This is a genomic window from Brevibacillus aydinogluensis, assembly GCF_961514395.1.
GTDB classification, from domain to species: Bacteria; Bacillota; Bacilli; order Brevibacillales; family Brevibacillaceae; genus Brevibacillus; species Brevibacillus aydinogluensis.
In genome coordinates this window covers 2,731,183-2,756,740 of the sequence record NZ_OY569118.1, presented here as the reverse complement: position 1 = coordinate 2,756,740, position 25,558 = coordinate 2,731,183, and the positions used below count along the sequence as shown (strand labels likewise).

General features: G+C 59.2%; 21 protein-coding genes, 1 other RNA gene and 1 other annotated feature. Of the genes, 17 read left to right on the top strand and 5 right to left on the bottom strand.

Annotation, left to right across the window (positions count from 1 at the left end):
• The first annotated feature begins 40 nt into the window (after positions 1–40).
• The 5 genes from recJ to Q7F15_RS13585 all read left to right on the top strand — a co-directional run bounded on the left by recJ (position 41) and on the right by Q7F15_RS13585 (position 6,452).
• Positions 41–2,398, top strand: coding sequence for a single-stranded-DNA-specific exonuclease RecJ (gene recJ / locus Q7F15_RS13605; RefSeq protein ID WP_171565437.1), 2,358 nt, complete (start codon positions 41–43; stop codon positions 2,396–2,398).
• Between the two features lie 13 nt (positions 2,399–2,411).
• On the top strand, positions 2,412–2,924 hold the full coding sequence (locus Q7F15_RS13600; RefSeq protein ID WP_171565436.1) for an adenine phosphoribosyltransferase: 513 nt from the start codon (positions 2,412–2,414) through the stop codon (positions 2,922–2,924).
• A 258-nt stretch (positions 2,925–3,182) separates the two neighbouring features.
• Positions 3,183–5,354, top strand: coding sequence for a RelA/SpoT family protein (locus Q7F15_RS13595; RefSeq protein ID WP_171565435.1), 2,172 nt, complete (start codon positions 3,183–3,185; stop codon positions 5,352–5,354).
• 49 nt (positions 5,355–5,403) lie between these two features.
• Positions 5,404–5,841 (top strand): D-aminoacyl-tRNA deacylase, encoded by a 438-nt coding sequence (gene dtd / locus Q7F15_RS13590; RefSeq protein WP_171565434.1) that lies wholly within the window; start codon positions 5,404–5,406, stop codon positions 5,839–5,841.
• A gap of 56 nt (positions 5,842–5,897) precedes the next feature.
• Positions 5,898–6,452, top strand: a complete 555-nt coding sequence (locus Q7F15_RS13585) for a short-chain dehydrogenase (protein WP_253264260.1) — start codon at positions 5,898–5,900, stop codon at positions 6,450–6,452.
• Between the two features lie 16 nt (positions 6,453–6,468).
• Here Q7F15_RS13585 and Q7F15_RS13580 read toward each other — a convergent pair whose 3' ends face one another.
• The 3 genes from Q7F15_RS13580 to Q7F15_RS13570 all read right to left on the bottom strand — a co-directional run bounded on the left by Q7F15_RS13580 (position 6,469) and on the right by Q7F15_RS13570 (position 10,325).
• The gene (locus Q7F15_RS13580; protein WP_304414465.1) at positions 6,469–7,422 is read right to left on the bottom strand and encodes an alpha/beta fold hydrolase; all 954 of its coding nucleotides are present in this window, start codon (positions 7,420–7,422) and stop codon (positions 6,469–6,471) included.
• Between the two features lie 94 nt (positions 7,423–7,516).
• Entirely contained in the window at positions 7,517–8,317 is an 801-nt protein-coding gene (locus tag Q7F15_RS13575; RefSeq protein WP_304414464.1) for a TetR/AcrR family transcriptional regulator, read from the bottom strand.
• 160 nt (positions 8,318–8,477) lie between these two features.
• On the bottom strand, positions 8,478–10,325 hold the full coding sequence (locus tag Q7F15_RS13570; protein WP_253264259.1) for an N-acetylmuramoyl-L-alanine amidase family protein: 1,848 nt from the start codon (positions 10,323–10,325) through the stop codon (positions 8,478–8,480).
• A 217-nt stretch (positions 10,326–10,542) separates the two neighbouring features.
• On the opposite strand from Q7F15_RS13570, the gene Q7F15_RS13565 reads away from it, so the two are divergent.
• The 6 genes from Q7F15_RS13565 (at position 10,543) to Q7F15_RS13540 (ending at position 16,969) form a co-directional block, all read left to right on the top strand.
• Positions 10,543–10,716: a hypothetical protein gene (locus Q7F15_RS13565; RefSeq protein ID WP_171565430.1), complete on the top strand. Its 174-nt coding sequence runs from the start codon at positions 10,543–10,545 to the stop codon at positions 10,714–10,716.
• Between the two features lie 90 nt (positions 10,717–10,806).
• Complete coding sequence (locus Q7F15_RS13560) at positions 10,807–12,330, top strand: coproporphyrinogen III oxidase (protein ID WP_304414463.1); 1,524 nt, start codon at positions 10,807–10,809, stop codon at positions 12,328–12,330.
• 88 nt (positions 12,331–12,418) lie between these two features.
• Positions 12,419–12,673: a binding site (T-box leader), on the top strand.
• 90 nt (positions 12,674–12,763) lie between these two features.
• Positions 12,764–14,044, top strand: a complete 1,281-nt coding sequence (gene hisS, locus Q7F15_RS13555) for a histidine--tRNA ligase (protein ID WP_171565428.1) — start codon at positions 12,764–12,766, stop codon at positions 14,042–14,044.
• 51 nt (positions 14,045–14,095) lie between these two features.
• Positions 14,096–15,883, top strand: a complete 1,788-nt coding sequence (aspS, locus tag Q7F15_RS13550; protein WP_171565427.1) for an aspartate--tRNA ligase — start codon at positions 14,096–14,098, stop codon at positions 15,881–15,883.
• 50 nt (positions 15,884–15,933) lie between these two features.
• Positions 15,934–16,116: non-coding RNA, 6S RNA (gene ssrS / locus Q7F15_RS13545), on the top strand.
• A gap of 100 nt (positions 16,117–16,216) precedes the next feature.
• Positions 16,217–16,969, top strand: a complete 753-nt coding sequence (locus Q7F15_RS13540; protein WP_171565426.1) for a tRNA threonylcarbamoyladenosine dehydratase — start codon at positions 16,217–16,219, stop codon at positions 16,967–16,969.
• A gap of 102 nt (positions 16,970–17,071) precedes the next feature.
• Here Q7F15_RS13540 and Q7F15_RS13535 read toward each other — a convergent pair whose 3' ends face one another.
• The gene (locus Q7F15_RS13535; protein WP_171565425.1) at positions 17,072–17,635 is read right to left on the bottom strand and encodes a thioredoxin family protein; all 564 of its coding nucleotides are present in this window, start codon (positions 17,633–17,635) and stop codon (positions 17,072–17,074) included.
• A gap of 176 nt (positions 17,636–17,811) precedes the next feature.
• On the opposite strand from Q7F15_RS13535, the gene Q7F15_RS13530 reads away from it, so the two are divergent.
• The 3 genes from Q7F15_RS13530 (at position 17,812) to Q7F15_RS13520 (ending at position 21,115) form a co-directional block, all read left to right on the top strand.
• Entirely contained in the window at positions 17,812–18,597 is a 786-nt protein-coding gene (locus Q7F15_RS13530) for a DeoR/GlpR family DNA-binding transcription regulator (RefSeq protein ID WP_171565424.1), read from the top strand.
• Positions 18,594–19,637, top strand: a complete 1,044-nt coding sequence (locus Q7F15_RS13525) for an oxidoreductase (protein ID WP_171565423.1) — start codon at positions 18,594–18,596, stop codon at positions 19,635–19,637. The genes Q7F15_RS13530 and Q7F15_RS13525 overlap by 4 nt, the downstream gene beginning before the upstream one ends.
• Before the next feature lie 149 nt (positions 19,638–19,786).
• Positions 19,787–21,115 (top strand): AAA family ATPase, encoded by a 1,329-nt coding sequence (locus Q7F15_RS13520; RefSeq protein WP_171565422.1) that lies wholly within the window; start codon positions 19,787–19,789, stop codon positions 21,113–21,115.
• 31 nt (positions 21,116–21,146) lie between these two features.
• Here Q7F15_RS13520 and Q7F15_RS13515 read toward each other — a convergent pair whose 3' ends face one another.
• Positions 21,147–21,320: a hypothetical protein gene (locus Q7F15_RS13515; RefSeq protein ID WP_171565421.1), complete on the bottom strand. Its 174-nt coding sequence runs from the start codon at positions 21,318–21,320 to the stop codon at positions 21,147–21,149.
• Positions 21,321–21,430: 110 nt separating this feature from the next.
• Between Q7F15_RS13515 and cymR the strand changes: the two genes are divergently transcribed.
• The 3 genes from cymR (at position 21,431) to recD2 (ending at position 25,514) form a co-directional block, all read left to right on the top strand.
• Entirely contained in the window at positions 21,431–21,850 is a 420-nt protein-coding gene (gene cymR, locus Q7F15_RS13510) for a cysteine metabolism transcriptional regulator CymR (protein ID WP_171565420.1), read from the top strand.
• 36 nt (positions 21,851–21,886) lie between these two features.
• Complete coding sequence (locus tag Q7F15_RS13505; RefSeq protein ID WP_304414462.1) at positions 21,887–23,020, top strand: cysteine desulfurase family protein; 1,134 nt, start codon at positions 21,887–21,889, stop codon at positions 23,018–23,020.
• Positions 23,021–23,255: 235 nt separating this feature from the next.
• Positions 23,256–25,514, top strand: a complete 2,259-nt coding sequence (gene recD2 / locus Q7F15_RS13500) for an SF1B family DNA helicase RecD2 (protein WP_171565418.1) — start codon at positions 23,256–23,258, stop codon at positions 25,512–25,514.
• Positions 25,515–25,558: the final 44 nt, after the last annotated feature.

Below are 25,558 nucleotides of genomic sequence, written 5' to 3'. Positions count from 1 at the left end.
TCCTTTCCTCTATAATGAATGAGGATTGGAGGAAAGGCCTATGCTCAAAGCGAAAACACGCTGGCAACTGGCCGCGTATGACGAGATATTGGCGGACGAAATTGCCCGGGAATGCGGATTGTCTCCGCTGATCGCCAGGCTCCTGGTCATCCGTGGTATCGATTCGCCGCAGCGGGCGCGTGCCTTTCTCGAGCCAGGGCCGGAGTTGTTTCACCCCCCGTTTCTGCTTGACGGGATGGAAGAGAGCGTGCACCGGATTCGCCAGGCAATTGAGCGGAACGAACCGATTTGCATTTACGGCGACTACGACGCAGACGGTGTCAGTTCCACGTCGTTGATGGTTCATGTCATGCGCCAATTGGGCGCAGTGTTTGACTGCTACATTCCCAACCGCTTTACGGAAGGGTACGGTTTACATAAAGACGCACTGGCCCACCTCAAGGAAAGCGGTTACAAGTTGATTGTCACCGTTGACACCGGCATCAGCGCGGTGGAGCAGGTGGCATTTGCCAACCAACTGGGTCTGGATGTTATCGTGACGGATCACCACGAACCTCCGGCAGTGTTACCGGAGGCATTTGCCGTGATCAACCCGAAAAAGCCGGGCTGCCCGTATCCGTTTGACATGCTGGCCGGCGTTGGGGTGGCGTTCAAGCTGGCCCATGCACTGCTGGGAGAGCCGCCGCTGCATCTGGCTGATCTCGCCGCGCTGGGCACGATCGCCGACCTCGTCCCGTTGGTGGATGAAAATCGGGTTCTCGCCCGTATCGGGCTGCAGCGGCTCAATCATACACGCAACATCGGACTGCAGGCGTTGATTCGCGTTTGCGGCCTGACGGACAGCGAATTGACCGCGGGCCACGTCGGCTTTGCCCTCGGACCTCGTCTCAACGCAGGCGGGCGGCTGGAGACGGCCGAAGCGGCCGTGAAATTGTTGACGACGCAGGACCCTGAGGAAGCAGAGCAATGTGCCCGAATTCTGGATAACCTTAACCGTGAGCGGCAGGAACTGGTGCAGGCCATCACCGACGAGGCCGTGCAGATGGTGAGCGAGCAGTTTCCCCTGGAGGAAAATCGCGTGCTCGTTCTCGCCAAGGAAGGCTGGAACGTCGGGGTGGTCGGCATCGTCGCTTCCCGGCTGGTGGAGATGTTTTACCGGCCGACAATCGTGCTTGGAATTGATCGGGAAAAAGGAACGGCCAAAGGTTCCGCCCGCAGCATTGCCGGTTTCGACATGTACGAAGCGCTGACGGCGTGCAAAGAGTGGCTGCCCCACTACGGCGGTCACACAATGGCGGCTGGCATGACACTGCCGATCGAGAATCTCGAACCGCTGCGCCAACAGCTTAACCGGCTGGCCGCCGAGTGGTTGACGGACGAAGACTTCGTGCCGCTGACCAAGGCGGATGTCACCTTGGACCTCGCGGAAATCAGTCTCGACACGGCGGAGCAGTTGGAACAGCTGGCGCCGTTTGGGATGGGCAACCCCACGCCGCTGGTGCTGGTGCGGGATGTGGAGACGTCCGGCATGCGCACGATCGGCCGAGACGACAGCCATTTGAAATGCTCGCTCTGCAAGGATGGCGGCAGCGTGGATGCCATTGGCTTCAACTGGGCCCATGTCGTCAGCGAAGTGACGCCAAAAGCGCGGTTTGACGTATTGGCGGAGCTGTCTGTCAACGAGTGGAACGGCCATCGCAAGCCGCAGCTGACGATTCGCGATCTCGCCGTGCCGCACAGACAGGTTTTTGACTGGAGGGGGTGCCGCGACAAACAGGAACGGTGGCGGCAGTTGGCCGCCCGGCATGAGATGCTGACCATTCTGTTCCGGCGGGAAAGCTACGATGAGCTGGCCGCTGGATTGGCCGCGGCGGGGCAGCCGGAAAGGCTCCTCGTTGTCGCAGATGAGGCGTGGGACGGTCATCTGCCGGCCGTGCCGACAGTCGTGCTCTACGATCTGCCGAAGCGGCGATACGATCTGACCAGAGTGCTGGCCCGCCTCGAACAGGCGGAGCGGATCTACTGTCTGTTCGGCGATCCCGATCTGGGGGCGGAGCGGCTGTCCTGTCCGGGACGTGAGCAGTTCAAGGCGCTGTACCAGTTTTTGCTGCAGGTCCCCTGCGTCCAGCGGATACATCTGGACGCCCTGGCCCGTCGGTTGAAGCTGAAGCGGGATGTCTTGGACGGCATGCTGGCCGTGTTTGCGGAGCTGGAGTTTATCCGCTCGGACGAAGAGAGCTTCCGCCTGCAGCCGGATGCGGCGAAACGGCCGCTGGATGACTCCCGCTACTATGCGGAGTGGAAGGAAGAGGCGGAACTGGCGACAGAACTCCTGCTTTCCTCATATGACTCTTTGATTCACCATTTTCAACAACAGGTGGAGACTGTCACCTGGTAGGAGGAATTGTTTCATGGACTTTAGATCATACATTCGCGTGATTCCTGATTTCCCGCAGCCGGGCATCCGCTTCAAGGATATTACCACCCTGCTGAAAGACGGGGCTGCCTACAAGGCGGCGATTGACGAATTGGCCCAATTTGCCCGCGAATTGCAGGCAGACGTGATTGCCGGACCGGAAGCGCGCGGTTTTGTCGTGGGCGCTCCGCTCGCCTATACGCTGGGCCTGGGCTTTGTGCCGATTCGCAAATCCGGCAAGCTGCCGTACAAGTCGATCAAGGCGGACTACAGCCTGGAGTACGGCAAGGACGCGCTGGCTGTACACGTCGATGCCATTCAGCCCGGGCAGCGCGTGCTGATTGCAGACGACCTGCTGGCAACCGGCGGAACGATTACTACCACGATCAACCTGGTTGAACAGTTGGGCGGCAAAGTTGTCGGCGCTGCCTTCTTCATCGAGCTGACCTATCTGGACGGACGCCAAAAACTGGGCGACATCCCTGTCAAGTCACTGGTTCAATACTAGCAAGCGTGGCTCTCTGTCCCTCGCAGCGGACGGAGAGCTTTTTTCTTGGCGACAAGGGCGCAACAGCTGTGCTGTCCGACTGTGACCCTTTTCACGGTTCCTTCATACTTTGCGGGGAAATCACTTTACAAGGCAAACGACATACAAGATAATAGTATGAAATAGACATGTTGTATTAATTCCACCCTTACAACGAGATGGAACAGGTGAACCGGCTTCGTGGGAAGTTTCTGTATGAGAGGATAAGGGAAGGGAACTATGAGCACCGGCGTGGAAGAAGTACTGAATAAAGCAAGCAGCTATTTGTCCCAAACCGATATGGATCTGATTACGCGCGCCTACCGCCTGGCGGAGAAAGCGCATGAAGGTCAGGTGCGCAAATCGGGTGTCCCGTACATCATGCATCCGATAGCCGTCGCGGGGATTCTCGCCAACCTGCATATGGACGCAGTGACGATCGCCGCCGGCTTTTTGCATGACGTCGTGGAAGATACCGACGTTACGCTGGATCGCATTCGTGAAGAGTTCGGTTCGGAAGTAGCGCTGTTGGTCGACGGCGTGACCAAGTTGGAGAAAATCAAATACAAGTCCAAAGAGGAACAGTTGGCGGAAAACCACCGCAAGATGCTGGTCGCAATGGCCCAGGACATCCGGGTCATCATGATCAAGCTGGCCGACCGCCTGCACAACATGCGGACACTGCGCCACATGTCCGAGGAAAAACAGCGGGAAATTTCCGACGAAACACTGGAAATCTTTGCACCGCTGGCTCACCGGCTGGGGATTGCTTCGGTCAAGTGGGAGCTGGAGGATACGGCCCTGCGCTACCTGAATCCGCAGCAGTATTACCGCATCGTCAACCTGATGCAGAAAAAGCGGGCCGAGCGGGAGGCGTACATCAACGAGGCCGCCGAGATGATCAAGGAGAAGCTGAAAGAGCTGAACATCGAGGCGGAGATTTCCGGCCGGCCGAAGCACATTTACAGCATCTACAAGAAGATGACCAAGAAAAACAAGCAGTTTAACGAGATTTACGACCTGCTTGCGCTGCGTATCATCGTCAACGACATCCGCGACTGCTACGCGGTGCTGGGCATCGTTCACACGCTGTGGAAGCCGATGCCGGGCCGCTTCAAGGACTATATCGCGATGCCCAAGGCCAACATGTACCAATCCCTGCACACCACTGTGATTGGGCCAAAAGGGGAACCGCTGGAAGTGCAGATCCGCACCTGGGAGATGCACCGGACGGCGGAGATCGGGATCGCCGCCCACTGGGCTTACAAGGAAGGCAAAAGCATCGTGCAGGGCTCGTTTGCCGAAAAGCTGGGCAATCTGCGCGAGATCATCCAGGGGGGGTCCGAGGAGGCGCCCAACGCTCAGGAATTCATGGAGTCGCTGAAGCAGGACTTGTTCTCCGACACGGTGTTCGTCTTTACACCAAAAGGAGACGTAGTGGAACTGCCCAAAGGGTCCGTGCCGCTGGACTTTGCCTACCGGATTCACTCGGCGGTCGGCAACCGCACTATCGGCGCCAAGGTCAACGGCAAGATCGTCCCGTTGGACTACGCGCTGAAAACGGGTGACATCGTCGAAATTCTCACCTCCAAGCATTCCTACGGCCCCAGCCAGGATTGGCTGAAAATTGCCAAGTCAGCCCACGCTCGCAACAAGATCAAGCAGTGGTTTAAAAAGGAGAAGCGGGAAGAAAACGTCGCCAAAGGGCAGCAGATGGTGGAGGCGGAGATCAAGGCACGCGGTTACGACGTAAAAGAGGTGATGACCGAAGCCAACCTGAAAGAGGCGGCGGCACGCTTCAACTTCCAGGGGCACGAGGACATGTTCGCTGCGGTCGGCTACGGCGGCATCACCGCCGCACAGATCGTCACCCGGCTGATCGACAAGGTGCGGCGGGAGCGGGAGGAACAGAACCCGCCCGCACCGGAGTACAAACCGAGTCCGTCCCCGCAGATCGCACGCAGCGAATCGGGCGTAAAAGTGCGCGGCGTAGACAACCTGCTGGTGCGGATATCGCGATGTTGCACGCCCATTCCGGGCGATCAGATCATCGGCTTCGTCACTCGCGGCCGGGGCGTTTCGGTTCATCGGCGTGACTGTCCCAACGTATTGACGGAAGAGTGCCTGGAGCGGCTGATCGACGTGGAGTGGGATGCCGACGCCAAGCACAACTACAACGTGGACATCGAAATCACCGGTCAGGATCGCAGCGGCCTGCTCAATGATGTGCTGCAGGTCGTGGCGGAGACCAAGACCAACATCGCCGCAGTCAGCGGCAAAGCGGACAAAAACCGTCTCGCTACCATCCACATGACGATTACGATAAGCAATGTGGCCCACCTGCAAAAAGTGGTGGAGCGAATCAAAAGCATCAAAGACATTTATTCCGTGCGGCGGATTTTAAGCACCTGATCGCGAGAGATTGGGTGCTCTTCATTTGAGAGAGAAGGGAGAATTATGCATGCGCGTAGTGGTACAGCGCTCCAAGGAAGCAAGCGTTACAGTAGGGGGAGAGATCGTCGGACAGATTGAGCACGGGCTTGTGCTCCTGGTCGGCATTACCCATGAGGATACCGAACAGGACGTGGAGTTTGTCGCCGAAAAAATCGCCCACCTGCGCATTTTTGAAGACAGCGAGGGAAAAATGAACCACTCTGTACTGGAGCAAAAGGGACAGATTTTGTCCGTCTCCCAGTTTACCCTCTATGGAGATTGCCGCAAGGGCAGGCGGCCCAACTTCATGGCGGCGGCCCGCCCCGAACAGGCGGAACCGCTGTACGAACTGTTCAACGACAAGCTGCGGGAAAAAGGGCTGCATGTGGAGACAGGCCGGTTTGGTGCGATGATGGAAGTGCGGCTGGTCAACGACGGCCCCGTCACGCTGATCGTGGAGTCGTGACTTCCACGGCGGAAGGTCCGGGTTAATCGCGAAGCGTACGGGAATCGGAGAGGGGGATGGCGATGGGACGTGAAGCGTTGGTAATCGGCGGAAGCGGCATGCTGGCCGGGGTCTCGCTGTGGCTGCAGGAAGCGGGATACCATGTGGCCGTGATTGGGCGAGACCGGAAGAAGCTGCAGGCCCTGGTGGAGCGATCCGGCAGGCCGGAGGGGTTCTCCCTGCTGCCGGTCGATTATCACCAGACGGACCGGTTTCGGGAAGTGGTCGCGTCATTGGTTCGCGAGCGGGGCGGAATCGATCTGGTGGTAGCCTGGATTCACTCGACCGCTCCCCACGCGCTCCCGGCGGTTCAGCAGGAACTGTCGGCGCAACGCAGGACATGGCGGCTGTTTCACGTCTGCGGCAGCCGTGCCTACAAGGAACCGCCCCGCGTCGCCGACGTGCCCAACTGTTTGTACCGGCGGATTCTGCTCGGGTTTCGGCTGCAGGGAGACGATTCCCGCTGGCTGACCAACGAGGAGATCACCGTTGGCGTCCGTGCGGCGATCCAGGGCGACTTGCCGTTCTCGGTCGTCGGCCAGGTGGAGCCGTGGGACAGGCGGCCGGTCTGAGAAAACGAAGCCGAGCCTAGCTCGACTGTTTGTGTTTCAATACCATGTGCACAGCTTCCACCACGGCATCCGGACGCACATCCGGGATCATGTGGCCGGTGCCGGGGAGCACCACCAACCGGGAGTGGCCGATCTCCCGATGCAGGCGGCCGGCTTGCAGCTCGGGGTGGAACGGATCGGCATCGCCGACGACGATCACGACCGGCGTGCGAATCTCGGCGTATTGCGGCTCCCACTGCGGGACCGTACGGACGTAGGCCAAAATGTCTTCGCGGTTGGCCCTCAACTGACCCGGTCTCGACCACAAGGCTCGGGCCTGTTCCAGGTAGCCCGGCGGCACTGGGTCAGGAGAAAATGTCGCCGTGACCATCGGTTTGGTGAGCAGCCGTGCCAACGGCGGAAGCACGGTGTTGGCCAGCAATTCGCCCAGCCAGGGAACGCGCAGCAGTCGGCCAATCAAAAGGTCCGCCGTTCCGGCCGGATAGGCGTCACCCGCGTAGGCCCCCGGTGCCAGGAGTACGAGACCGGCGATCTCGTCGGGATAGGTCAAAGCATAGGAAAGCGCGAGCGACCCGCTCCACGAATGGGCCACCAGAATGGGGGATTTCACCTGAAGGACGGAAAGCGCCTCCCGCAGCAGGCGGGCCTGAACTGCCGGCGTCGACATGTCCCGCCGGGGCCGCTCGCTGTAGCCGTAGCCTGGCCGGTCAAACGCGATGGCCTGGAAGCCTGCTTCTGCGGCCAATTCCAATACCCCGGCGTAATCGCAGGCGGAGAGCATTCCGCCGTGCAGCAGCACGACCGGTTGTCCCGCCCCCTGACAGACGTAGTGCAGGCGCAGTCCTTCCACCGTGACGAATGATCCGCGAGGAGGAAAGGCCATTTGGGCGCGGCGTACCTTCCGGTGGTTGTGCGCATGAAGCGCCACCATGACTGCTGTCGCCCCCGCGATCGCATAGATCTCCATCATCTCCATCATCCCTTTCTATTCGTTTTACATACGTAAACGTATGAGAATAACGTACCAATAAGTATGTGGTTGCTGAAAAAAACCCGTTTGCCTTTCAAACGGGTGCAGTGGCGTCGTCCACCGAGGGCTGCAGGCCTTCCCAGAGGACTCTCGACAGCTCGGGCACCACCTGCTCAAAGCGGATGCGGTCCGGGTCAATCAGCCAGCCCAAGATCAGGCCGTTGATTAACGCCTGGAACAGAACTGCCAAGGAGTCCGGGGCGACATCGCGTTTAACGACGCCGCTTTCCTGCAGCTGCGCGAGGACGCCGCTGACGCCGTCGATGATTTTTCCGTACGCGTCCCGCAGAACTTCGCCGACCGCCGGATCACGGCTGGCGGTGACAAATTCGAAAAACAGCATCGGATTGCCCTGACCCTCTTCCACGCAGGCAAATTGCGACTGCAGCAAACGGGCGAGCCCCTGTGCGGGAACAGCCGAATTGAGGGCGGAACCCGCCTGTTGGGTAAGCATCTTGAGCTGCTGCGTGAGGTTTTTCTCGCACAAGGCGGCGAACAGATCGCTTTTGCTAGAAAAGTGCCAGTAGACGGCTCCCTTTGTCATCCCGGCGTCGGCGGCCACCTGTTCCAACGATGCTCCGGCATACCCCAGTCGGGCGAATACGCGGGCGGCAGCATCCAAAATGCGCGTCCGCGTATCGGCCAGTGACGGCACGTTGTCTTCCTGCTGTTGGGCCAGCCAGACTCTCATCTCCTGCTTGCTGCCGAAGTGGCGTCTCACCGCTGTCCAGTGGACGCCGGCCGCTTTCGCCACATCGGCGAAACTGATTCTGTCAAAAGGGTGGCGGGCGGCCAACCGTCGGGCCGCTTCCATGATTCGTTCGCGTGTCGTCATCGTATCTCTCCGACCATGTATTCATTCCATACTGATGAGTATGTCTTCAGCATAACTGTTGCATGAAATGGATGTCAAGGAAATGGTTTCCTTGCATCGCGGACGAACGAAAAACCCCCTTGCCGTTTTCTCCATGGAAAACGGACAAGGGGTCTTACGCTTATCCTCCCTGAACGTTTTGGGAGGCGAAGTACTGCAGAATGCCTTTGTACAGCCCTTCGGCGGCCAAATCCTGTTGTTTTTCGGAACGCAGCCGCATCTCTTCGTTGTAGTTGGAGAGGAAACCGATCTCTGCCAGAATGGACGGAATCGGATTCTCCCGCAGGACGTAGTAGTTGCCGAACCTGGACTGCAGGTCCTTGTAGTTGGTCGCCTTGACGATTTCGCTTTGCACCAGCGAGGCGAGCTTGCTCGAATTGCCCTGGTTGTAATAAAAGACGATCGTGCCGTTTGTCTGCGAGTTGGGATGGGTGTTGTGGTGAATGCTGACGAAAATGTCCGCATTGTTCTGCACGGCAATGTCCACGCGCTGCTGCAGCGTGAGCTTGCGGTCGTCACTGCGGGTCATGATCACCTTGGCTCCGGCTGCTTCCAGCTTGTTTTTCAGCAGCAGCCCTACCTGCAGGTTGACCGTCTTTTCCTGTGTGGAAAAGCTGGAACCGGTCGCTCCCGTGTCGTTGCCGCCGTGGCCGGGGTCGACCACGATCACCTTGCCGACCAGTTCATTGCCCTTGATGACGGGAGGCATGCCCTGCGGAGACACCAGCCATCCGGCGACGTAGCCTGTCGAACCGTCGCTCAAGGTGATTTGGAACCAGTCTCCTTCTTTTTTCACGATCGCGTATTTTTCCCCGGTCTGTACCCGTTTGATGATGTCGTACTGGGTGCCGGGACCGGAGCGAATGTTGGTGTCCGGATTCAATATGGTGACGTGCGGACCGGACATGGCCGGTTGCTGCACGCTGATGAGCCAGCCGGCCACCCAGCCGGTTTTGCCGTCCGGTGTCTGGACGCGGTACCAATCGCCCTGCTGTTCCAGAATGGTCAGCGTGGTCCCCAGCTTTAACGTTCCCAGGATGGGACTGTTCGTGCTGGGCTGGCCGCGCAGGTTGAGACCGTCTGTCTGGACCGTGGCAGTCTGCTTTGCGGGAGATTGCGGCTGGCCGGAGCTGGGCGCACCGGCGTTCGGAGCAGGCTGCGGCGGATTCGGATTTGGCTGGCCGCTGCCGGCTGGAGCCGGAGTCTGGCCCGTTCCCTGTTTGGGTATCCAGGCGTTGACGCCGTTGTAGGGAAACTGGATCCACCCGTTTTGTTCCGTCAAAACGGTGATGATCTCGCCGTTGTGGAGCTGTCCGATGGCTGGCTGCGCGTAGTCCGGTACAGGGTAGACGTACGGCGCGTAGTCCAGGATCAGCTCGCGCCCCTGCTGATTTGTCTGTCCGGCGGGAGACGTCGCCGGTGCGCTGCCGTTAGCTTGTCCGCCGCTAACGCCGCCGGGCGCCGTCGTCCCTTGATCGGCAGCGCGGTGCTCAGTGACCAGCCAGCTGGCCACCCACCCTTTTTTCTGTGAGGGCAGCTCAATCATCAGCCAATCCCCACTGCGCTGCACGATCGGATAGCGCGTACCCGGATTAATGGTCTGAATGACGGAATACGTCAGGCCGGGACCAGTACGCACGTTGAGGTTGGTCGTTTGGCTCTCCGCCAGCAGTCCTGTGTTCGCTTGGGCTGTCGGTTTGACCAGCCAGCCGGCCACCCAGCCGGTGCGGCCGTCGGGAAGCCGGACGTTCAGCCACTCGCCTTGCTCGGCAAGGACCGGCAGGACGCTGTTGACGGGCAGCGTGGTAAGCACCTGATCCTGCAGGCTTGGCCCGGATCGAACGTTCAGCTTGTCCACGCTGACCTGGACGGAACTCTCCGCCTTTGCGGCCGATACGGGAAGCGATACGATGCAGACCGCCGCCATAATGGTCCGCAGAATCTTTTGTTGCTGAAACACGTCAGACATCCTTTCCATGATAGTAAAAGTCGATCGCATGCATGATTTGCCAAGTTATACCTTCGGCCTTTCCCCTGCTTTTTCCTGCATTATCCGACAAACTTCTTTTGCAATTGCGAATCGTTGCGCTCAAAACGGCACACCTGGCTCCGCCTCGCTTATGCTTTTCTCCGGACGCGGCCATACTAGGGATTGGAGCATGCATCGAGAAAGCGAGGAGAACAAAGTGAGACAATCCAACAAGGAAGCATTTGCCCAGGAAGCCAATCGTCGCCTGTTTTCTGTCGATTTCCACGATTTTCTGGAGAAAGAATCCGCGCTCACCGACGTGGAATTGTCGAGGGAATTCGACATCAGCGTGCGGGACGTACGGACATTGAGGCGAAAGCTGCACCCATGACGCGATGTTTTTGCACCGGCCGATTCGGTTGACCCGGCTTTTCAGGTCGGATAAGATGAAGGGTGGCATACTGAAAAGCAGGTGGAACCGATGATACAAGTCAAATGTGAAGGACATGCATTCGAGCGGGAAATCGCCTTGATTCTCGCTTTGTTTTACGAAGACCCGGAGATCGCCTACGTGGACGAATGGAGCGGCGATGAGGGAGTACGCATCCGGATTGCTCTGTCAGACAGGGACGGCAGTGTATCGGCGGAGGGCGAGCTGTTGGCCGGAGGGCGCCGGTTTGTCCACAGCGCTGAGAGACAGACTGCCGGCCTGGATGAGATAGGGAAGCGGAAAGTCGCCAAGCAGGCGGTCAGCTACGTCCTGCTGGTCATGCTGGAGGAGTTCACCGGCATGGAGCAGGGCTGGGGCATCCTGACCGGCATCCGCCCCACCAAGTTGCTGCATCATCTGCTCTCTTCCGGCGCCAGTCAGGAAGAAGCACACCGCCGGCTGCGGCAGGACTTCATGGTCCGGCCATACAAGCTCCGCCTGCTGCAGGAGATTGTCGACCGGCAGCTGCAGGTGGTGCCTGATTTGTACCGGATCGACCGGGAGCTGTCCGTCTACATCGGCATCCCGTTTTGTCCCACCAAGTGCGCCTACTGCACCTTTCCCGCCTACGCCATCCGCAGCCACACCGCCTCCGTCAATCCGTTTCTGGAAGGATTGCATTACGAGATGGAACGGCTGGGCGAGTGGCTGAAGCGGCATGACATGCGGATTACCTCCGTGTACTTTGGAGGCGGCACGCCGACCAGCATTACAGCCGAAGATCTGGATCAGCTGTTCGACAAGATGCACCGCTCGTTTCCGCACATGGCTGATGTGCGCGAGCTGACCGTGGAAGCGGGACGGCCCGATACGATCACGCGGGAAAAGCTGGCGGTGATGAAGCGCTGGAACGTGGACCGGATCAGCATCAACCCGCAGTCGTTTACCCAGGAGACGCTCCATGCAATTGGCCGCCACCACACGGTCGAGGAGACAATTGAAAAGTACCATCTCGCCATGGAGATGGGGCTGACCAACATCAACATGGACCTGATCATCGGCCTGCCCAACGAAGGACTGGCCGAGCTGGAACACAGCCTGCGGGAAGTGGAAAAACTGATGCCCGCCTCGCTGACGGTGCACACCCTCTCGTTCAAGCGGGCGTCCGAGATGACGCAAAACAAAGAGCGCTACAAGGTAGCCAGCCGGGAGGAGATCAGCCGGATGATGGAGCTGGCGTCGGAGTGGACGAAAGCCCACGGCTACCATCCGTACTACCTCTACCGGCAGAAAAACATCCTCGGCAACCTGGAAAATGTCGGCTACGCCCTTGACGGCCGGGAGAGCATCTACAATATCATGATCATGGAAGAAGTTCAGACTATCCTGGGGCTGGGTTGCGGCGCCGTGTCCAAGCTGATGGCGCCCGGCAGCGGCAAGCTGACGCGCTGGCCCAATCCCAAAGACCCCAAGACGTACAACGAAACCTACCGGAAACTGACGGAAGAAAAGCTCCGTGATCTCGATCAGGTCTACTTTGGGACCGCAGCCGCACCTGCGCAGCAGGCGGAGTAGCCGGTGGAAAAAGTTTTACCGAGCGCCTGTTGACGGCGGATTGGCGGTTTGCTATGATTTTCATTAAGCTTTCACGATAGATCAATTGTCTGATCTGATGACGGGAACAAGTACCCAGGAGACGGATAGCCAGAGAGGAAGCGCCGCGGCTGAGAGCGTTTCTCTATAACGGCCTGGCGAATGACATCCCCGAGGACCGTCGGTGAACGGAAAAAACGGCGCAATTTCGGCCGCCATCCCAGTAACCGGCAGGCGTACGCCGGCGTTAACGGCCAACAAGCGGGACTCCCTGTCGGAGTCCAATCAGGGTGGCACCACGGGAAAACCATCTCTCGTCCCTGACATGTCCAGACGGCATGTCGGGCGGCGGGAGATTTTTTTATTTTGCTTACCAACGTTCCTGCGGGAACAGACAATGGAGGTTTCAGGCAAGATGACAAGGATTCAAATTCCCCGCGGTACGCAGGACATCATGCCCGGTACCGTGGAGCTGTGGCAGTACGTCGAGGCCAGGGCCCGCGACCTTAGCCGCCGCTACAATTATCAGGAAATCCGCACGCCGTTGTTTGAGAGCACGGAGCTGTTTCAACGCGGCGTGGGCGAAACCACGGACATCGTGGAAAAGGAGATGTACAGCGTCTCCAATCCGCGCAGCGACGACGCGCTGACACTCAGGCCGGAAGGGACGGCCGGCGTGGTGCGCGCCTATGTCGAGCACAAGCTGTACGGGCAGCCCAACCAGCCGGTGAAAGTGTACTACCTGGGCCCGATGTTTCGCCATGAACGTCCCCAGGCCGGACGCTACCGCCAGTTTGTCCAGTTTGGGGTGGAGGCGATCGGCTCCAGCGATCCGGCTATTGACGCGGAAGTGATCGCGCTGGCGATGCGATTCTACCAGGAGATGGGACTGACGGGCTTGAGCGTGGAGCTGAACAGTGTCGGCACCCTTGAGGACCGCGCCCGCCACCGCGAGCACCTGCTCGCCCACCTGAACGGCGTCCGCAGCGAGCTGTGCGCCGACTGTCAATCCCGCATTGACCGCAACCCGCTGCGCGTGCTGGACTGCAAAAACGAAAAATGCCGGACGCTGACCAAGGACGCACCGTCCATTCTCGACTACCTGAGCGACGAGTCCGCTGCCCACTTTGAGGCGGTCAAGGGCTATCTGAGCGCGCTCAACATCCCGTACACGGTCAATCCGCGGCTGGTGCGGGGACTGGATTACTACACCCTGACGGCATTTGAGATCAAAATGGCGGAAATCGGCGCTGTCGAAACGCTCTGCGGCGGCGGCCGTTACAACGGGCTTGTGGCCGAACTGGGCGGCGAAGACATGCCGGGCATTGGCTTTGCGCTCAGCATTGAGCGGCTGCTGCTCGCGCTGGCAAAGCAGGGCGTCCAGCTGCCTGTGAGCGGGGGGATTGACTGCTTCGTGGCGATCCAGACCCCTGATGCAAAGCAGGAGGCGTTCATCCTCGTCGACGAGCTGCGCCGCGCCGGGGTGTCCGCCGATCTGGACTACCTGGATCGCAAAATGAAGGCGCAGTTCAAGCAGGCCGACCGGCTGGGTGCCGCTTATACGGCGATTATCGGCGAGGCGGAACTGGCAAACGGCACGGTCGTCCTCAAGGAGATGGCGACCGGCGAACAGCAGGAAGTAAAGCGCGACCAGGTCGCCGCCGTGCTGGCCGAACGACTGGCGGCACGCGCATAACAAAATGGTTCAGTATAATTCGCAGAGATGAAGAGTGGAGGAATACCGAAGATGACGTGGCAATACCGTACCGTGCATTGTGGAGAAGTAAGCAAGGAACACATCGGGCAGGAGGTCGTCCTGAATGGCTGGGTGCAGAAACGGCGCGACCTGGGCGGAGTGATTTTCATCGACTTCCGCGACCGGACCGGCATCGTGCAGATCGTGTTCAACCCGGAATATAACAAAACAGCGTGGGAAATCGCCGACAAGGTCCGCAGCGAATACGTGCTGGCCGTTAAGGGAACCGTGGTCCAGCGCGATCCGGAAGCGGTCAACCCGAAGCTGAAAACCGGCGAAGTGGAAGTGCACGTCGCCGAAATCGAGGTTCTCAATGATGCGAAGACACCGCCGTTTGTGATCGAAGACGAAATCGACGTGGATGAGCAGGTCCGACTCAAGTACCGCTATCTGGACCTGCGCCGTCCGGAGATGCAGCGCGCTCTGCTGCTGCGCAGCAAGGCGTCCAAGGCATTCCGCGACTTTTTGGACAGCCGCGGCTTCGTTGAAGTGGAGACGCCGATCCTGACCAAGAGCACACCGGAAGGGGCGCGCGACTACCTGGTGCCGTCCCGCGTACATCCGGGCGAATTTTACGCGCTGCCGCAATCGCCGCAGTTGTTTAAGCAGCTGCTGATGATCTCCGGCCTGGAGCGCTACTACCAGATCGCCCGCTGCTTCCGCGATGAAGACCTGCGCGCTGACCGTCAGCCCGAGTTTACCCAGGTGGACATCGAGACGTCGTTCTTGTCCATGGAAGAGCTGCTGCCGATGATGGAGCAGATGGTCGCCCACGTTTTCAAGGAAACGATTGGCGTGGACGTTCCTACGCCGTTCCCGCGCCTTACCTATGCGGAAGCGATGGCCCGCTACGGTTCCGACAAGCCGGACATCCGCTTCGGCATGGAGCTGACGGACGTGTCCGATCTCGTGGCCAACTGCAATTTCAAAGTATTCGCCGGTGCCGTCGCTACCGGTGGCCAGGTAAAAGCGATCAATGCCAAAGGATGCGGCCACTACTCCCGCAAGGAAGCGGACGATCTGGGCAAATTCGCGGCCCGCTACGGGGCGAAAGGGTTGGCCTGGATGGGCTTCAAGGACGGCGAGGTGAAAGGGCCGATCGCCAAGTTCTTCTCTGCGGAAGAAATTGACGCGCTGAAACAGCGGCTGGCAGCGGAAGAAGGCGACCTGCTTCTGTTTGTGGCCGACAAGCCGAAAGTGGTGGCAGACGCGCTGGGCGCACTGCGTTCCAAACTGGGTGAAGAGCTTGGCCTGATCGACCACAGCAAGTTTGCCTTCCTGTGGGTGGTGGACTTCCCGCTGTTGGAATGGGACGAAGAAGCGCAGCGCTACGTCGCCCTGCACCATCCGTTCACGCGTCCGAAAGACGAAGACCTGCATCTGTTTGAAACCGACCCGGGACAGATCAGGGCACAGGCGTATGACATGGTGCTCAACGGCTACGAGCTGGGCGGCGGTTCGATGCGGATTTACAAGCGTGACGTGCAGGAAAAAATGTTCAAGGCACTCGGTTTTTCGCAGGAGGAAGCGCGCAAGCAATTCGGCTTCCTGCTGGATGCCTTTGAATACGGCACGCCTCCGCACGGCGGCATTGCCCTCGGTCTGGACCGTCTGGTCATGCTGCTGGCCGGCCGCAACAACCTGCGCGAAGTCATCGCCTTCCCGAAAACGGCAAGCGCCAGCGACCTGATGACGGACGCACCGGGACAAGTATCGCCGCTGCAGCTTGCCGAACTGAACATCACCACCACGGTCAAGGAAGAAGACGAGCAGGAATAAGCGTACTTGCACAGGCGCATTCGCCTCTGATACATTGGTTATACTGAAGAATAGCCCTGCGATGCCCGTGACTTCCGAATAGTTTTGAGCCACAAACACATTCATGGGAGTCTGCCGTCCCACCCGCGAGGACACGCCTCCATCGAGTGGACGTCCGGAACGGTTGGGCGAGACACCCACCTGCCAGGCGCAGGTTCAAAACTTCAGGAGCTGCACGGCATTATGGGGCTCCTTTTTTGCCCGGGATTCCTACTTTTCCGATGATCATTACAGCGGGCAAGAGGGAGAAGCCGGGTCGTACAGATCGTGTGAGAGGAAGAGGTTGACGGAAACATGCTTCATCAATTTTCCCGTTGTGAGCTGGCCTTCGGTCCCGAGGGCTTGGAAAAAATGAAAAACAGCACCGTCGCCGTGCTGGGCATCGGCGGCGTCGGTTCGTTTACGGTGGAGGCATTGGCCCGCACTGGCGTCGGCAAGCTGGTGCTGGTGGACAAGGACGTGGTGGACATCACCAACATCAACCGGCAGATTCACGCCACCCTGCATACCATCGGCCAGCCAAAGACCGAGCTGATGAAGGAGCGCATCGCTGCGATCAATCCGGAGTGCGAAGTGGTCACACTGAACATGTTTTACAACCAGGAGACGGCCGATCAGCTTTTCGCCCACAAGCTGGATTACATCGTTGACGCGATGGACCTCATGACGGCCAAGCTTCACGTGATCCAGGAGGCGAAGCGGCGCGGCATTCCGATCGTCTCCAGCATGGGGGCGGCGAACAAGATGGACCCGACCCGGTTCGAAGTGGCTGACATTTCCCAGACCAGCTACGACCCGATCGCCAAGGTGATCCGGCGCGAACTGCGGAAAAAAGGCATCCACAAAGGCGTCAAAGTGGTGTATTCCAAAGAAATTCCGGTAACGATCCGCGAAGACGTGCGTACCCAGATTGCCGATACCAATTCGCCGATCAGCAAGGCGCGCCGTCCCCCGGCAAGCAACGCGTTTGTGCCTTCCGTTGCGGGGCTGATTCTGGCCAGCGTCGTCGTCCGCGACATACTGGACTGGCAGCCGGCAAAAGGATAACCCAAGGAAAAGCTGCTGCGAAAAGGACGCAAGCTTCTTTGACTGCAGACATAATGATACAAAACCCACTACCAGCTTTCGGTAGTGGGTTTTGTTCATTCATCATTCAGGCTGTTTCCACTTGATATTGCAGCCAAGACTGGGTTTTTGCGGGACGGTTACGGGCTCGCCTTTGAGCAGTTGATCCAGAGCAGCGCGGATGGACGCGCCGGTGACAGGAATGTCGTTGCCTGGACGGGAGTCGTCCAATTGACCGCGATAGGCGCATGCCAGATTGCCGTCGAACACGTAAAAGTCGGGTGTGCACGCGGCCTGATAGGCGCGAGCGACCTCCTGCGTTTCGTCGTACAGGTACGGGAAGGGATACTTCCATTCTTCTGCCACCTGCTTCATCCGCTCGGGCGAATCGTCCGGATAGGCGGCAGCGTCATTGGAACTGATCGCGATGAAGGAGACGCCCTTGGGAAGGTAGTCGTTCGCAAGGCGTACCAGTTCCGCTTGTACGTGTTTGACAAACGGGCAGTGGTTGCAGATGAACATGATCACCGTCGCCTGTTTGGAGGCAAGCTCGGAAAGCGACATGACCTTGCCGGTTACCGTGTCCGGCAGTGCGAAGTCAGGTGCCTTTTGACCGAGCGGGAACATCGTGGATTCTGTCCGGGCCATGTTGATTCGCTCCTCTCCTTGGATATCGTTTCCGTCTACTATAGCGCATCTCCTTTTCCTGATCAACGGTATTGCGCGTTTTGCTTACAAACCACTCGCAATACACGAATATTTTTGACGGTCGTAAGCAAAATGCTTATCATAGAGATAACTTTTCCGTAAACGAGGGAGTTACCATGCAGCAAGAAGAACGTCTAGCCGCTGTCCTGCGCCATCTGCAGCGACACCAGCGGATCACTGTGGAGCAAATGTGCGACTGGTTTGGCATTTCCCGCGACTCGGCCCGCCGCGACCTGGTCAAATTGGAGGAGCGAGGGGAAATCATTCGCGTCCGCGGCGGAGCAGTGCTGCCCACCTTGACCAAGCATGTGCAGAGCTACCAAGAGCGATTGAACAACCCCGCTGGCAAACGGGAGATAGGCAGGGCGGCTGCGTCGTTGATCCGCAGCGGTGACTATCTTCTGTTGGATACGGCCACGACGGTGCAGTTTGCGGCGGAATGCATGTCAGCCGAACAGTGCGTAATCGTCACCAACTCCATTGACGTGGCCGACATTTTCAGCCGGAAGCGGTCGGCGGAAATACATCTGCTCGGCGGTCAGCTAAACGTCTGGCACCGCGGCTTGTTTGGGCCCAAGACGATCGCCGATCTGCACGAAATGCGCGTAGACAAACTGCTGCTCGGCGCGTGCGGCATCACGTCGGAAGGACTGACCGCCCAAACGGTGGACGAAGCGTACGTGAAAAAGGCAATGCTGGCATGCGCCGATCAGGTCATCGTGCTGGCCGATTCCAGCAAGTTTGGCAAGCGGCTGTTTCACAAGGTGTGCAGCCTGGACAAAATCGACATCGTCGTCACCGACGCGGAGCCGGCGGAAACGGTTCGGGGCGCATTGGAGCAGGCGGGCGTGGAGCTCTTGGTCGCTTCCCGTTTGACGGAGCAAGGGGGAGGAACATTGTGAAACAGGTAAACGTCGGGTTGATTGGATATGGATTATCGGGCCAGGTCTTTCATGCGCCGGTGATTCGGGCAGTGCCGGGATTAAAACTGGCGAAGGTCGTCTCATCCCGTCCGGAAAAGGTGCGTGCCGACCTGCCCGAGGCAGAGGTGGTCGCCAGCGTGGATGATCTTTTGTCTGACGATCAGATTGAACTGGTGGTCGTTGCCGCGCCAAACACCTCCCACTACCCGTACGCCAAGCAGGCGCTTTTGGCAGGCAAACATGTCGTGGTGGAGAAGCCGTTTGTGATCCGCTCTTCGGAAGCGGAAGAGCTGATCCGGCTGGCCGAGTCGCGCGGGCGCGTGCTCAGCGTCTACCACAACCGCAGATGGGACAACGATTTTTTGACGGTGAAACACCTGCTGCAAACCGGTGCATTGGGGGAGGTTTTCCTGTATGAAGCGCACTACGACCGTTACCGTCCGGAGGTGACCGACCGCTGGCGGGAGCGGGATTTGCCCGGTTCCGGCATTCTGTACGACCTGGGTTCCCATCTGATCGATCAGGCGCTTCATCTCTTCGGTCTGCCGCAGACGGTGATGGCCGATGTCGGCGCGCAGCGTCCCGGAGCCAGGGCGACGGACTTTTTCCACATCGTGCTCGGATACGGGGCGCTGCGGGTGATTTTGCACGCCGGTTCGCTGGTCCGTCAGCCTGGTCCCCGATTTATGATTCACGGCGACAAGGGCAGTTTCATCAAGTACGGTTTGGACCCGCAGGAAGACGCGTTGCGAGCGGGACAGATCCCGGGAGGACCTGAGTGGGGCAGGGATCGCAAAGAGACGTATGGACAGCTCACGCTGAGCGTGGGAGAACTGAACGTGAGCAGCAGCGTGGAAACCATTCCCGGCGCGTATCAGACGTACTATCAACAGATGTACGAAGCGATTGTGTCCGATACACCGGCGCCTGTTTCACCTGTGGATGCGATGAACGTGATTCGGGTGATTGAATGGGCGGAGCAGAGCAGCCGGGAACAGCGTGTGATCTCGGTGCGGTAGTGGGGCATATCCGGCAGGGGGACTTCGCTGCTATAGGCACATGACCTGCCGACTCGCCTGAGCGATGAATGGTTGCTTGCCAATGCACGTTTGTTTCCATTATGCTATGATATTGAGACAACCCCATTAACATGAAAGGGTATGTAGTAATGGATCTTTTTTCATTCGCATACGAACAGCACGATTCGGGCAAACTCCAGCCGCTGGCGGCGCGGATGAGGCCGCGGACCGTGGATGAGGTGCTCGGACAATCACATATTTTGGCACCTGGCAAGCTGCTCAGGCGAGCGATCGAGGCCGACCAGGTCTCTTCGCTCATCTTTTACGGTCCGCCCGGGGCGGGGAAGACGACATTGGCGAAAATCATCGCCAACACGACCAAATCCCATTTCGCCGAACTAAACGCGGTGACGGCAGGAGTCGCCGACATCCGCCGCATCGTGGACGAGGCCAAAGACCGTCTGGTTATGAACGGTCAGCGCACGACGCTGTTTATCGACGAGATACACCGCTTCAACAAGGCGCAGCAGGATGCCCTGCTCCCTTGTGTGGAGGATGGGACCATTATCCTGATTGGGGCGACAACGGAAAATCCGTTTTTTGAAGTAAACGCCGCCCTGCTCTCCCGTTCGCAGATATTTTCGCTCCATCCGCTGAACGAGGAAGAACTGCGGCAGGTTTTGGAGCGAGCCGTTACCGACCGCGAACGGGGCCTGGGAGAATTGAACGTCACGGTCACGCCCGAGGCTGCTGATCATCTGATCCGGTACGCCGAAGGAGATGCGCGCAGACTGCTGAACGCACTGGAACTGGCCGTGAAGACGACGCCTCCGGATGAACTCGGCGTGATTCGCGTCACGCTGGAAGTAGCGGTGGAGTCCATCCAGCGGCGCGCTGTTCGCTACGACAAAAGCGGCGACAACCACTACGACACCATATCCGCGTTTATCAAGTCGATTCGCGGCTCCGATCCGGACGCCGCCCTGTACTGGCTGGCGCGGATGATCGACGCGGGCGAAGACCCCCGGTTTATCGCCCGCCGGCTGGTGATCTCCGCCTCGGAAGACATCGGCAACGCCGACCCGCAGGCGATCACTGTCGCTGTTTCCTGCTTCCAGGCGGTGGAGTTGATCGGCATGCCGGAGGGACGGATTCCCCTGGCCCAGGCGACCACGTACCTGGCGACGGCGCCCAAGAGCAACGCCGCCTACAACGGGATCAACCAGGCGCTGGCCGCGATCAGGAGAGACGGGCACAAACCGGTGCCGCTCCACCTGCGCGACGCCGCCTACAAGGGTGCGTCCCGGCTTGGCCACGGCAAAGGGTATCTCTATCCGCACGACTATCCCGGCGGATACGTCCCGCAGCAGTATTTGCCGGACGGGACCGACTACACGTTTTATCAGCCGAAGCCGATCGGCTACGAGCAGGAAATTCGCCGCAGACAGGCAGAGCGCTTACAGACGCCCAGACCGTAAACGTTCCCCCGGGTGGCGGGGGAACGAGCGATCATGTGCGGGCGGTTCCGCCCGGTTTGTTGGGAAGATCGCCGTTTTCGTTCGGCTGTTTGCTCTGCTCGCTGGCTCCGAATCGCGCCTTGTGGGCGATCGTGCCGGCTGGATGGTCGTACAGCGCCGCAGAGGGATGGTTTTTTCCGTCTACCGCTTTTTGATTGGTGGCCATGTGCATTCACCCCCTGCAACGTAGTGTGTCCCCAACCGCCTGTCTCATGTAGGTCAATGGTCATGCAGGAGGTGGGCAGGGAGCGAGAGGAAAAAAGGAGAGTTGGTACCGTGAAAATTTCGACGAAAGGACGTTACGGCCTGACCATTATGATGGAATTGGCCAACCGCTTTGGCGAAGGCCCGATTTCGCTGCGGAGCATTGCCCAGCGGCACGATTTGTCCGAACATTACCTGGAGCAGTTGATCGCGCCGCTCCGCAATGCCGGACTGGTGAAAAGCATCCGCGGCGCATACGGCGGGTATGTCCTGGCAAAAAAGCCGGATGAAATCTCCGCCGGCGACATTATCCGCGTGTTGGAAGGGCCGATCAGCCCGGTGGAGTTCACCGAGGAGGAAGACCCGGCCAAGCGCTATCTGTGGCTGCGCATCCGCGACAGCATATCTGCCGTCCTCGATTCCACGACGCTGCAGGATTTGATCAGCTACAAGGATGAAGGACAGACGGACGGCTACATGTTCTACATTTGACGCAACAGCGTACGAAGCAAAAAAGGAGAGCGCGAGATGATCTATCTGGACCACGCCGCCACGACCCCTGTCCATCCGCGCGTGGCGGAAGCGATGCACCCCTATCTGACGAACGTATACGGCAATCCCTCCAGTCTGCACGGCTTTGGCCGGGAGGCGCGCATGGGCCTGGAACGTGCGCGTGACCGGATCGCTCACATTCTCGGTGCCGAACCGCAGACGATCGTCTTTACCAGCGGCGGGACGGAGGCGGACAACATGGCGATCATCGGGGGAGCGATGGCCCAGCAGGATCGAGGGCGGCACGTCATTACGTCCAGCGTGGAGCACCACGCCGTCCTGCATGCTTGCGCGCACCTGGAGCAGTTGGGATTTGAAGTGACGTACCTGCCTGTGGACGAGACGGGCATGGTCAGCCTGGAGGAACTCAAACAGGCGGTCCGACCGGATACCGTGCTGGTCTCGATCATGTACGGCAACAACGAAGTGGGGACGATCCAGCCGATCGAGGAGATTGGCCGGTTTCTCCGCGAACGGAACATCGTGTTTCACACCGACGCGGTGCAGGCATTCGGCGTGATGCCCCTCAACGTCAGCGAACTGCCGGTGGACATGCTCTCCGTCTCCGCCCACAAGATCAACGGCCCGAAAGGCGTAGGGGCCCTGTACCTGGGACGGAAGGTGCCGATTCAGCCGCATCTGCACGGAGGTAAACAGGAGCGGAATCGGCGGGGCGGCACGGAAAACCTGGCCGGCATCGTCGGCTTTGCAGAGGCGGCGGAGATCGCGGCCAGGGAGATGGAGGAGCGCGTCGCCAAGTACCGGCAGATGCGCGAAGCGATGCTTGCCGTCTGGCGGGAGGCGGGCATCGCGTATCACGTAAACGGTCACCCCGAACGGCATTTGCCGCACATCCTCAACGTCAGCTTTCCGGGCGTCCATACCGAGACGATGCTGATGAACCTGGATCTGGCCGGCATTGCCGCCGCCAGCGGCTCCGCCTGCACGTCGGGTTCGCTGGAACTGTCCCACGTTCTGCAGGCGATGTGCCTGGACGATACGGTCATGCGTTCGGCTGTTCGCTTCAGCTTTGGCATCACCAACACGGTGGAAGAGGTGGAGCAGGCGGCGCAAACGACGGCGGACATCGTCAAACGGGTGGCGCGGTAATCTTTTCTGACAGCTGCAGACGGTTGCGGCCGATGATCCTGGGCCGGACCGATTCACAGAAGTCACAACAACCAGCAAGCGCACGAGAACGCTGCTGGTTTTTTTCTTGCCAATCGACGTGAAGGACGGCCCGTTTGCCGTCGGCGCGGTTGTCAGAGCTGGCAGAACGATTTTATAATCGAACAAGAGTTTCGGGGGAATCCCGCGGGATTTTCCCATCCGGGAGGCGTGTGCGGTGTCACAGCAGACACTTTCCTTGTTTGCCGAACCTTACATACGCGGCTATGTCGCGCAAGAAATTTTTTACAATGAAGAAACGTGGTACGGTGTCATTCGTCTAACAGTGGAGGAGACTACAGAACCGGTGAAGGATGCCGAGGTCGTGGTCGTCGGGAACTTCCCCCGGCCGCATCCGGAGGAGCTGTACACGTTTTACGGTGAGTGGAAGACGCATCCAAAGTTTGGGCAGCAGTACGCAGTCAACAGGTATGAACGGGAAACGCCCAAGACCCGGGCAGGAGTGGAGCGCTATCTGGCCAGCGGACTGTTTCAAGGCATCGGCAAGACGATGGCGAAACGCATCGTGCAGCATCTGGGCGTAGAGGCGCTCACAATCATCGCCGAGCAGCCGGAGCGGCTCGTGGAGGTGCCGGGTATCTCGGAGACGCGCGCCAAGCAGATCTACGAGTCGGTGATGGAACACCGCTCCCTGGAGAGAGCGATGGTGTTTCTCTACGAGTTTGGCATCGGCGTCCAGTTGGCGCTGCGGATTTATCAGACGTACAAGCTGGAGACGATGACTGTCCTGACGGAACAGCCGTATCGGCTGATCGAGGATGTCGCGGGCATCGGGTTCAAGCGGGCGGACGAAATCGCCCGGGCTACGGGAATTGCCGCTTCCTCGGAGGAAAGGGTCAAGGCGGCAGCCCTGTACGTTTTGCAGGAAGCCTGCTACTCCGAAGGACACGTGTTTCTGCCGGCGGACGAGCTGTGTGAAAAAACGCTGCGCCTGTTGGACGAGTGCGGGGGACACCGCTTTCAGCCGGAGGAGATTGCGCTTGCCGTGGAATCGCTTTTTGTCGAGAGCAAAGTGGTCTGGGACGAAGACCGGGTCTATCTGCCTTCGCTGTTTTTTGCGGAAATTGGGCTGGCCAAGCGGCTGCGCTACTTTGCCGAACGGGACGAGTTCGGCGCCTTTCCCGCTTCGGAGTTTTACCGGGCGCTGGGCGCAGTGGAAGAAGAGCTGGGCATCACGTACGCCCAAACGCAGCGGGATGCGATCGAGCAGGCGATCAAATCCGGACTGATGCTCTTGACCGGCGGTCCCGGCACGGGGAAAACGACGGTGATTCGCGGGATCTGTCGCGTGTTTGCCCAACTGCACGGCATTTCGCTAGACCTGAAGACCTACGACGAAGAAAATCCCTTCCCCATCCTGCTGGTCGCTCCCACCGGTCGGGCAGCCAAACGCATGTCGGAGACAACCGGTCTGCCAGCGATGACCATTCACCGCCTCCTCGGTTGGAAAGGGGACAGCTTTCAGCACGACGCGGAGCATCCGATCCGGGGACGGCTGTTGATCGTCGACGAGATGTCGATGGTGGACGTCTGGCTGGCCAATCAGCTGTTTCGCGCCGTGCCGGACGAGATGCAGGTGATTATGGTGGGCGACCCGGATCAGCTGCCGTCGGTCGGCCCCGGCAACGTGCTGCAGGACATGATCCGCTCGGGTCTGTTGCCGCGCGTACAGCTCAGCGAGATTTACCGGCAGGCGCAGGAGTCCTCGATCATCCGGCTGGCTCACGATGTCCGCAAGGGATTGGTCCCGTCCGATTTGTTGGCCACGACGCCTGACCGTCGATTTTTCACAAGTTCGCCACAAGATGTGGTGGAAGCGGTGAAACAAATCTGCGCCGGAGCCGTAAAGAAAGGGTATACGGCCAAAGATGTACAAGTCCTCGCTCCCATGTACAAGGGAAATGCCGGAGTAAACCGGCTGAACGAAGAGCTGCAGCAACTGTTCAATCCCAAGACTGAACAGAAGCGGGAGGTGACGTTTGGCGACACCGTCTTCCGCACCGGGGACAAGGTGCTGCAGTTGGTCAACAACGCCGAGGAACAGGTGTTCAACGGCGACATGGGAGAAATTGTCGCCATTTTTTACCCGAATGAAAACGCAGAGAACACCGAGATGATGGTCGTTTCCTTTGACGGCCGGGAAGTGGTGTACAAGCGTTCGGAGTATCACCAGCTCACACTGGCCTACTGCTGCTCCGTGCACAAGTCGCAGGGCAGCGAGTTTCCCATCGTGGTCATGCCGTTTGTCCGCAGCTACCACCGCATGCTGCGGCGCAAGCTGGTGTATACGGGAATTACCCGCAGCAAGTCGTTTTTGATCATGTGCGGGGAGCCGGATGCGTTTCGCCTCGCGGTAGAGACCGACGAAGAGGGCGTGCGCTACAGCTATTTGGAAGAGCGATTGAAGCAAGGGTGAGCCTTGGAACAAGTTGTTCCGCATGGATCGTCCCGCACCGCTTG

What these genes read in the sequence shown, in the direction of transcription:
- recJ (WP_171565437.1), top strand. Translation starts at nt 41, where the DNA reads ATGCTCAAAGCGAAAACACGCTGGCAACTGGCCGCGTATGACGAGATA.
- Q7F15_RS13600 (WP_171565436.1), top strand. Translation starts at nt 2,412, where the DNA reads ATGGACTTTAGATCATACATTCGCGTGATTCCTGATTTCCCGCAGCCG.
- Q7F15_RS13595 (WP_171565435.1), top strand. Translation starts at nt 3,183, where the DNA reads ATGAGCACCGGCGTGGAAGAAGTACTGAATAAAGCAAGCAGCTATTTG.
- dtd (WP_171565434.1), top strand. Translation starts at nt 5,404, where the DNA reads ATGCGCGTAGTGGTACAGCGCTCCAAGGAAGCAAGCGTTACAGTAGGG.
- Q7F15_RS13585 (WP_253264260.1), top strand. Translation starts at nt 5,898, where the DNA reads ATGGCGATGGGACGTGAAGCGTTGGTAATCGGCGGAAGCGGCATGCTG.
- Q7F15_RS13580 (WP_304414465.1), bottom strand. Translation starts at nt 7,422, where the DNA reads ATGATGGAGATCTATGCGATCGCGGGGGCGACAGCAGTCATGGTGGCG.
- Q7F15_RS13575 (WP_304414464.1), bottom strand. Translation starts at nt 8,317, where the DNA reads ATGACGACACGCGAACGAATCATGGAAGCGGCCCGACGGTTGGCCGCC.
- Q7F15_RS13570 (WP_253264259.1), bottom strand. Translation starts at nt 10,325, where the DNA reads ATGTCTGACGTGTTTCAGCAACAAAAGATTCTGCGGACCATTATGGCG.
- Q7F15_RS13560 (WP_304414463.1), top strand. Translation starts at nt 10,807, where the DNA reads ATGATACAAGTCAAATGTGAAGGACATGCATTCGAGCGGGAAATCGCC.
- hisS (WP_171565428.1), top strand. Translation starts at nt 12,764, where the DNA reads ATGACAAGGATTCAAATTCCCCGCGGTACGCAGGACATCATGCCCGGT.
- aspS (WP_171565427.1), top strand. Translation starts at nt 14,096, where the DNA reads ATGACGTGGCAATACCGTACCGTGCATTGTGGAGAAGTAAGCAAGGAA.
- Q7F15_RS13540 (WP_171565426.1), top strand. Translation starts at nt 16,217, where the DNA reads ATGCTTCATCAATTTTCCCGTTGTGAGCTGGCCTTCGGTCCCGAGGGC.
- Q7F15_RS13535 (WP_171565425.1), bottom strand. Translation starts at nt 17,635, where the DNA reads ATGGCCCGGACAGAATCCACGATGTTCCCGCTCGGTCAAAAGGCACCT.
- Q7F15_RS13530 (WP_171565424.1), top strand. Translation starts at nt 17,812, where the DNA reads ATGCAGCAAGAAGAACGTCTAGCCGCTGTCCTGCGCCATCTGCAGCGA.
- Q7F15_RS13520 (WP_171565422.1), top strand. Translation starts at nt 19,787, where the DNA reads ATGGATCTTTTTTCATTCGCATACGAACAGCACGATTCGGGCAAACTC.
- Q7F15_RS13515 (WP_171565421.1), bottom strand. Translation starts at nt 21,320, where the DNA reads ATGGCCACCAATCAAAAAGCGGTAGACGGAAAAAACCATCCCTCTGCG.
- Q7F15_RS13505 (WP_304414462.1), top strand. Translation starts at nt 21,887, where the DNA reads ATGATCTATCTGGACCACGCCGCCACGACCCCTGTCCATCCGCGCGTG.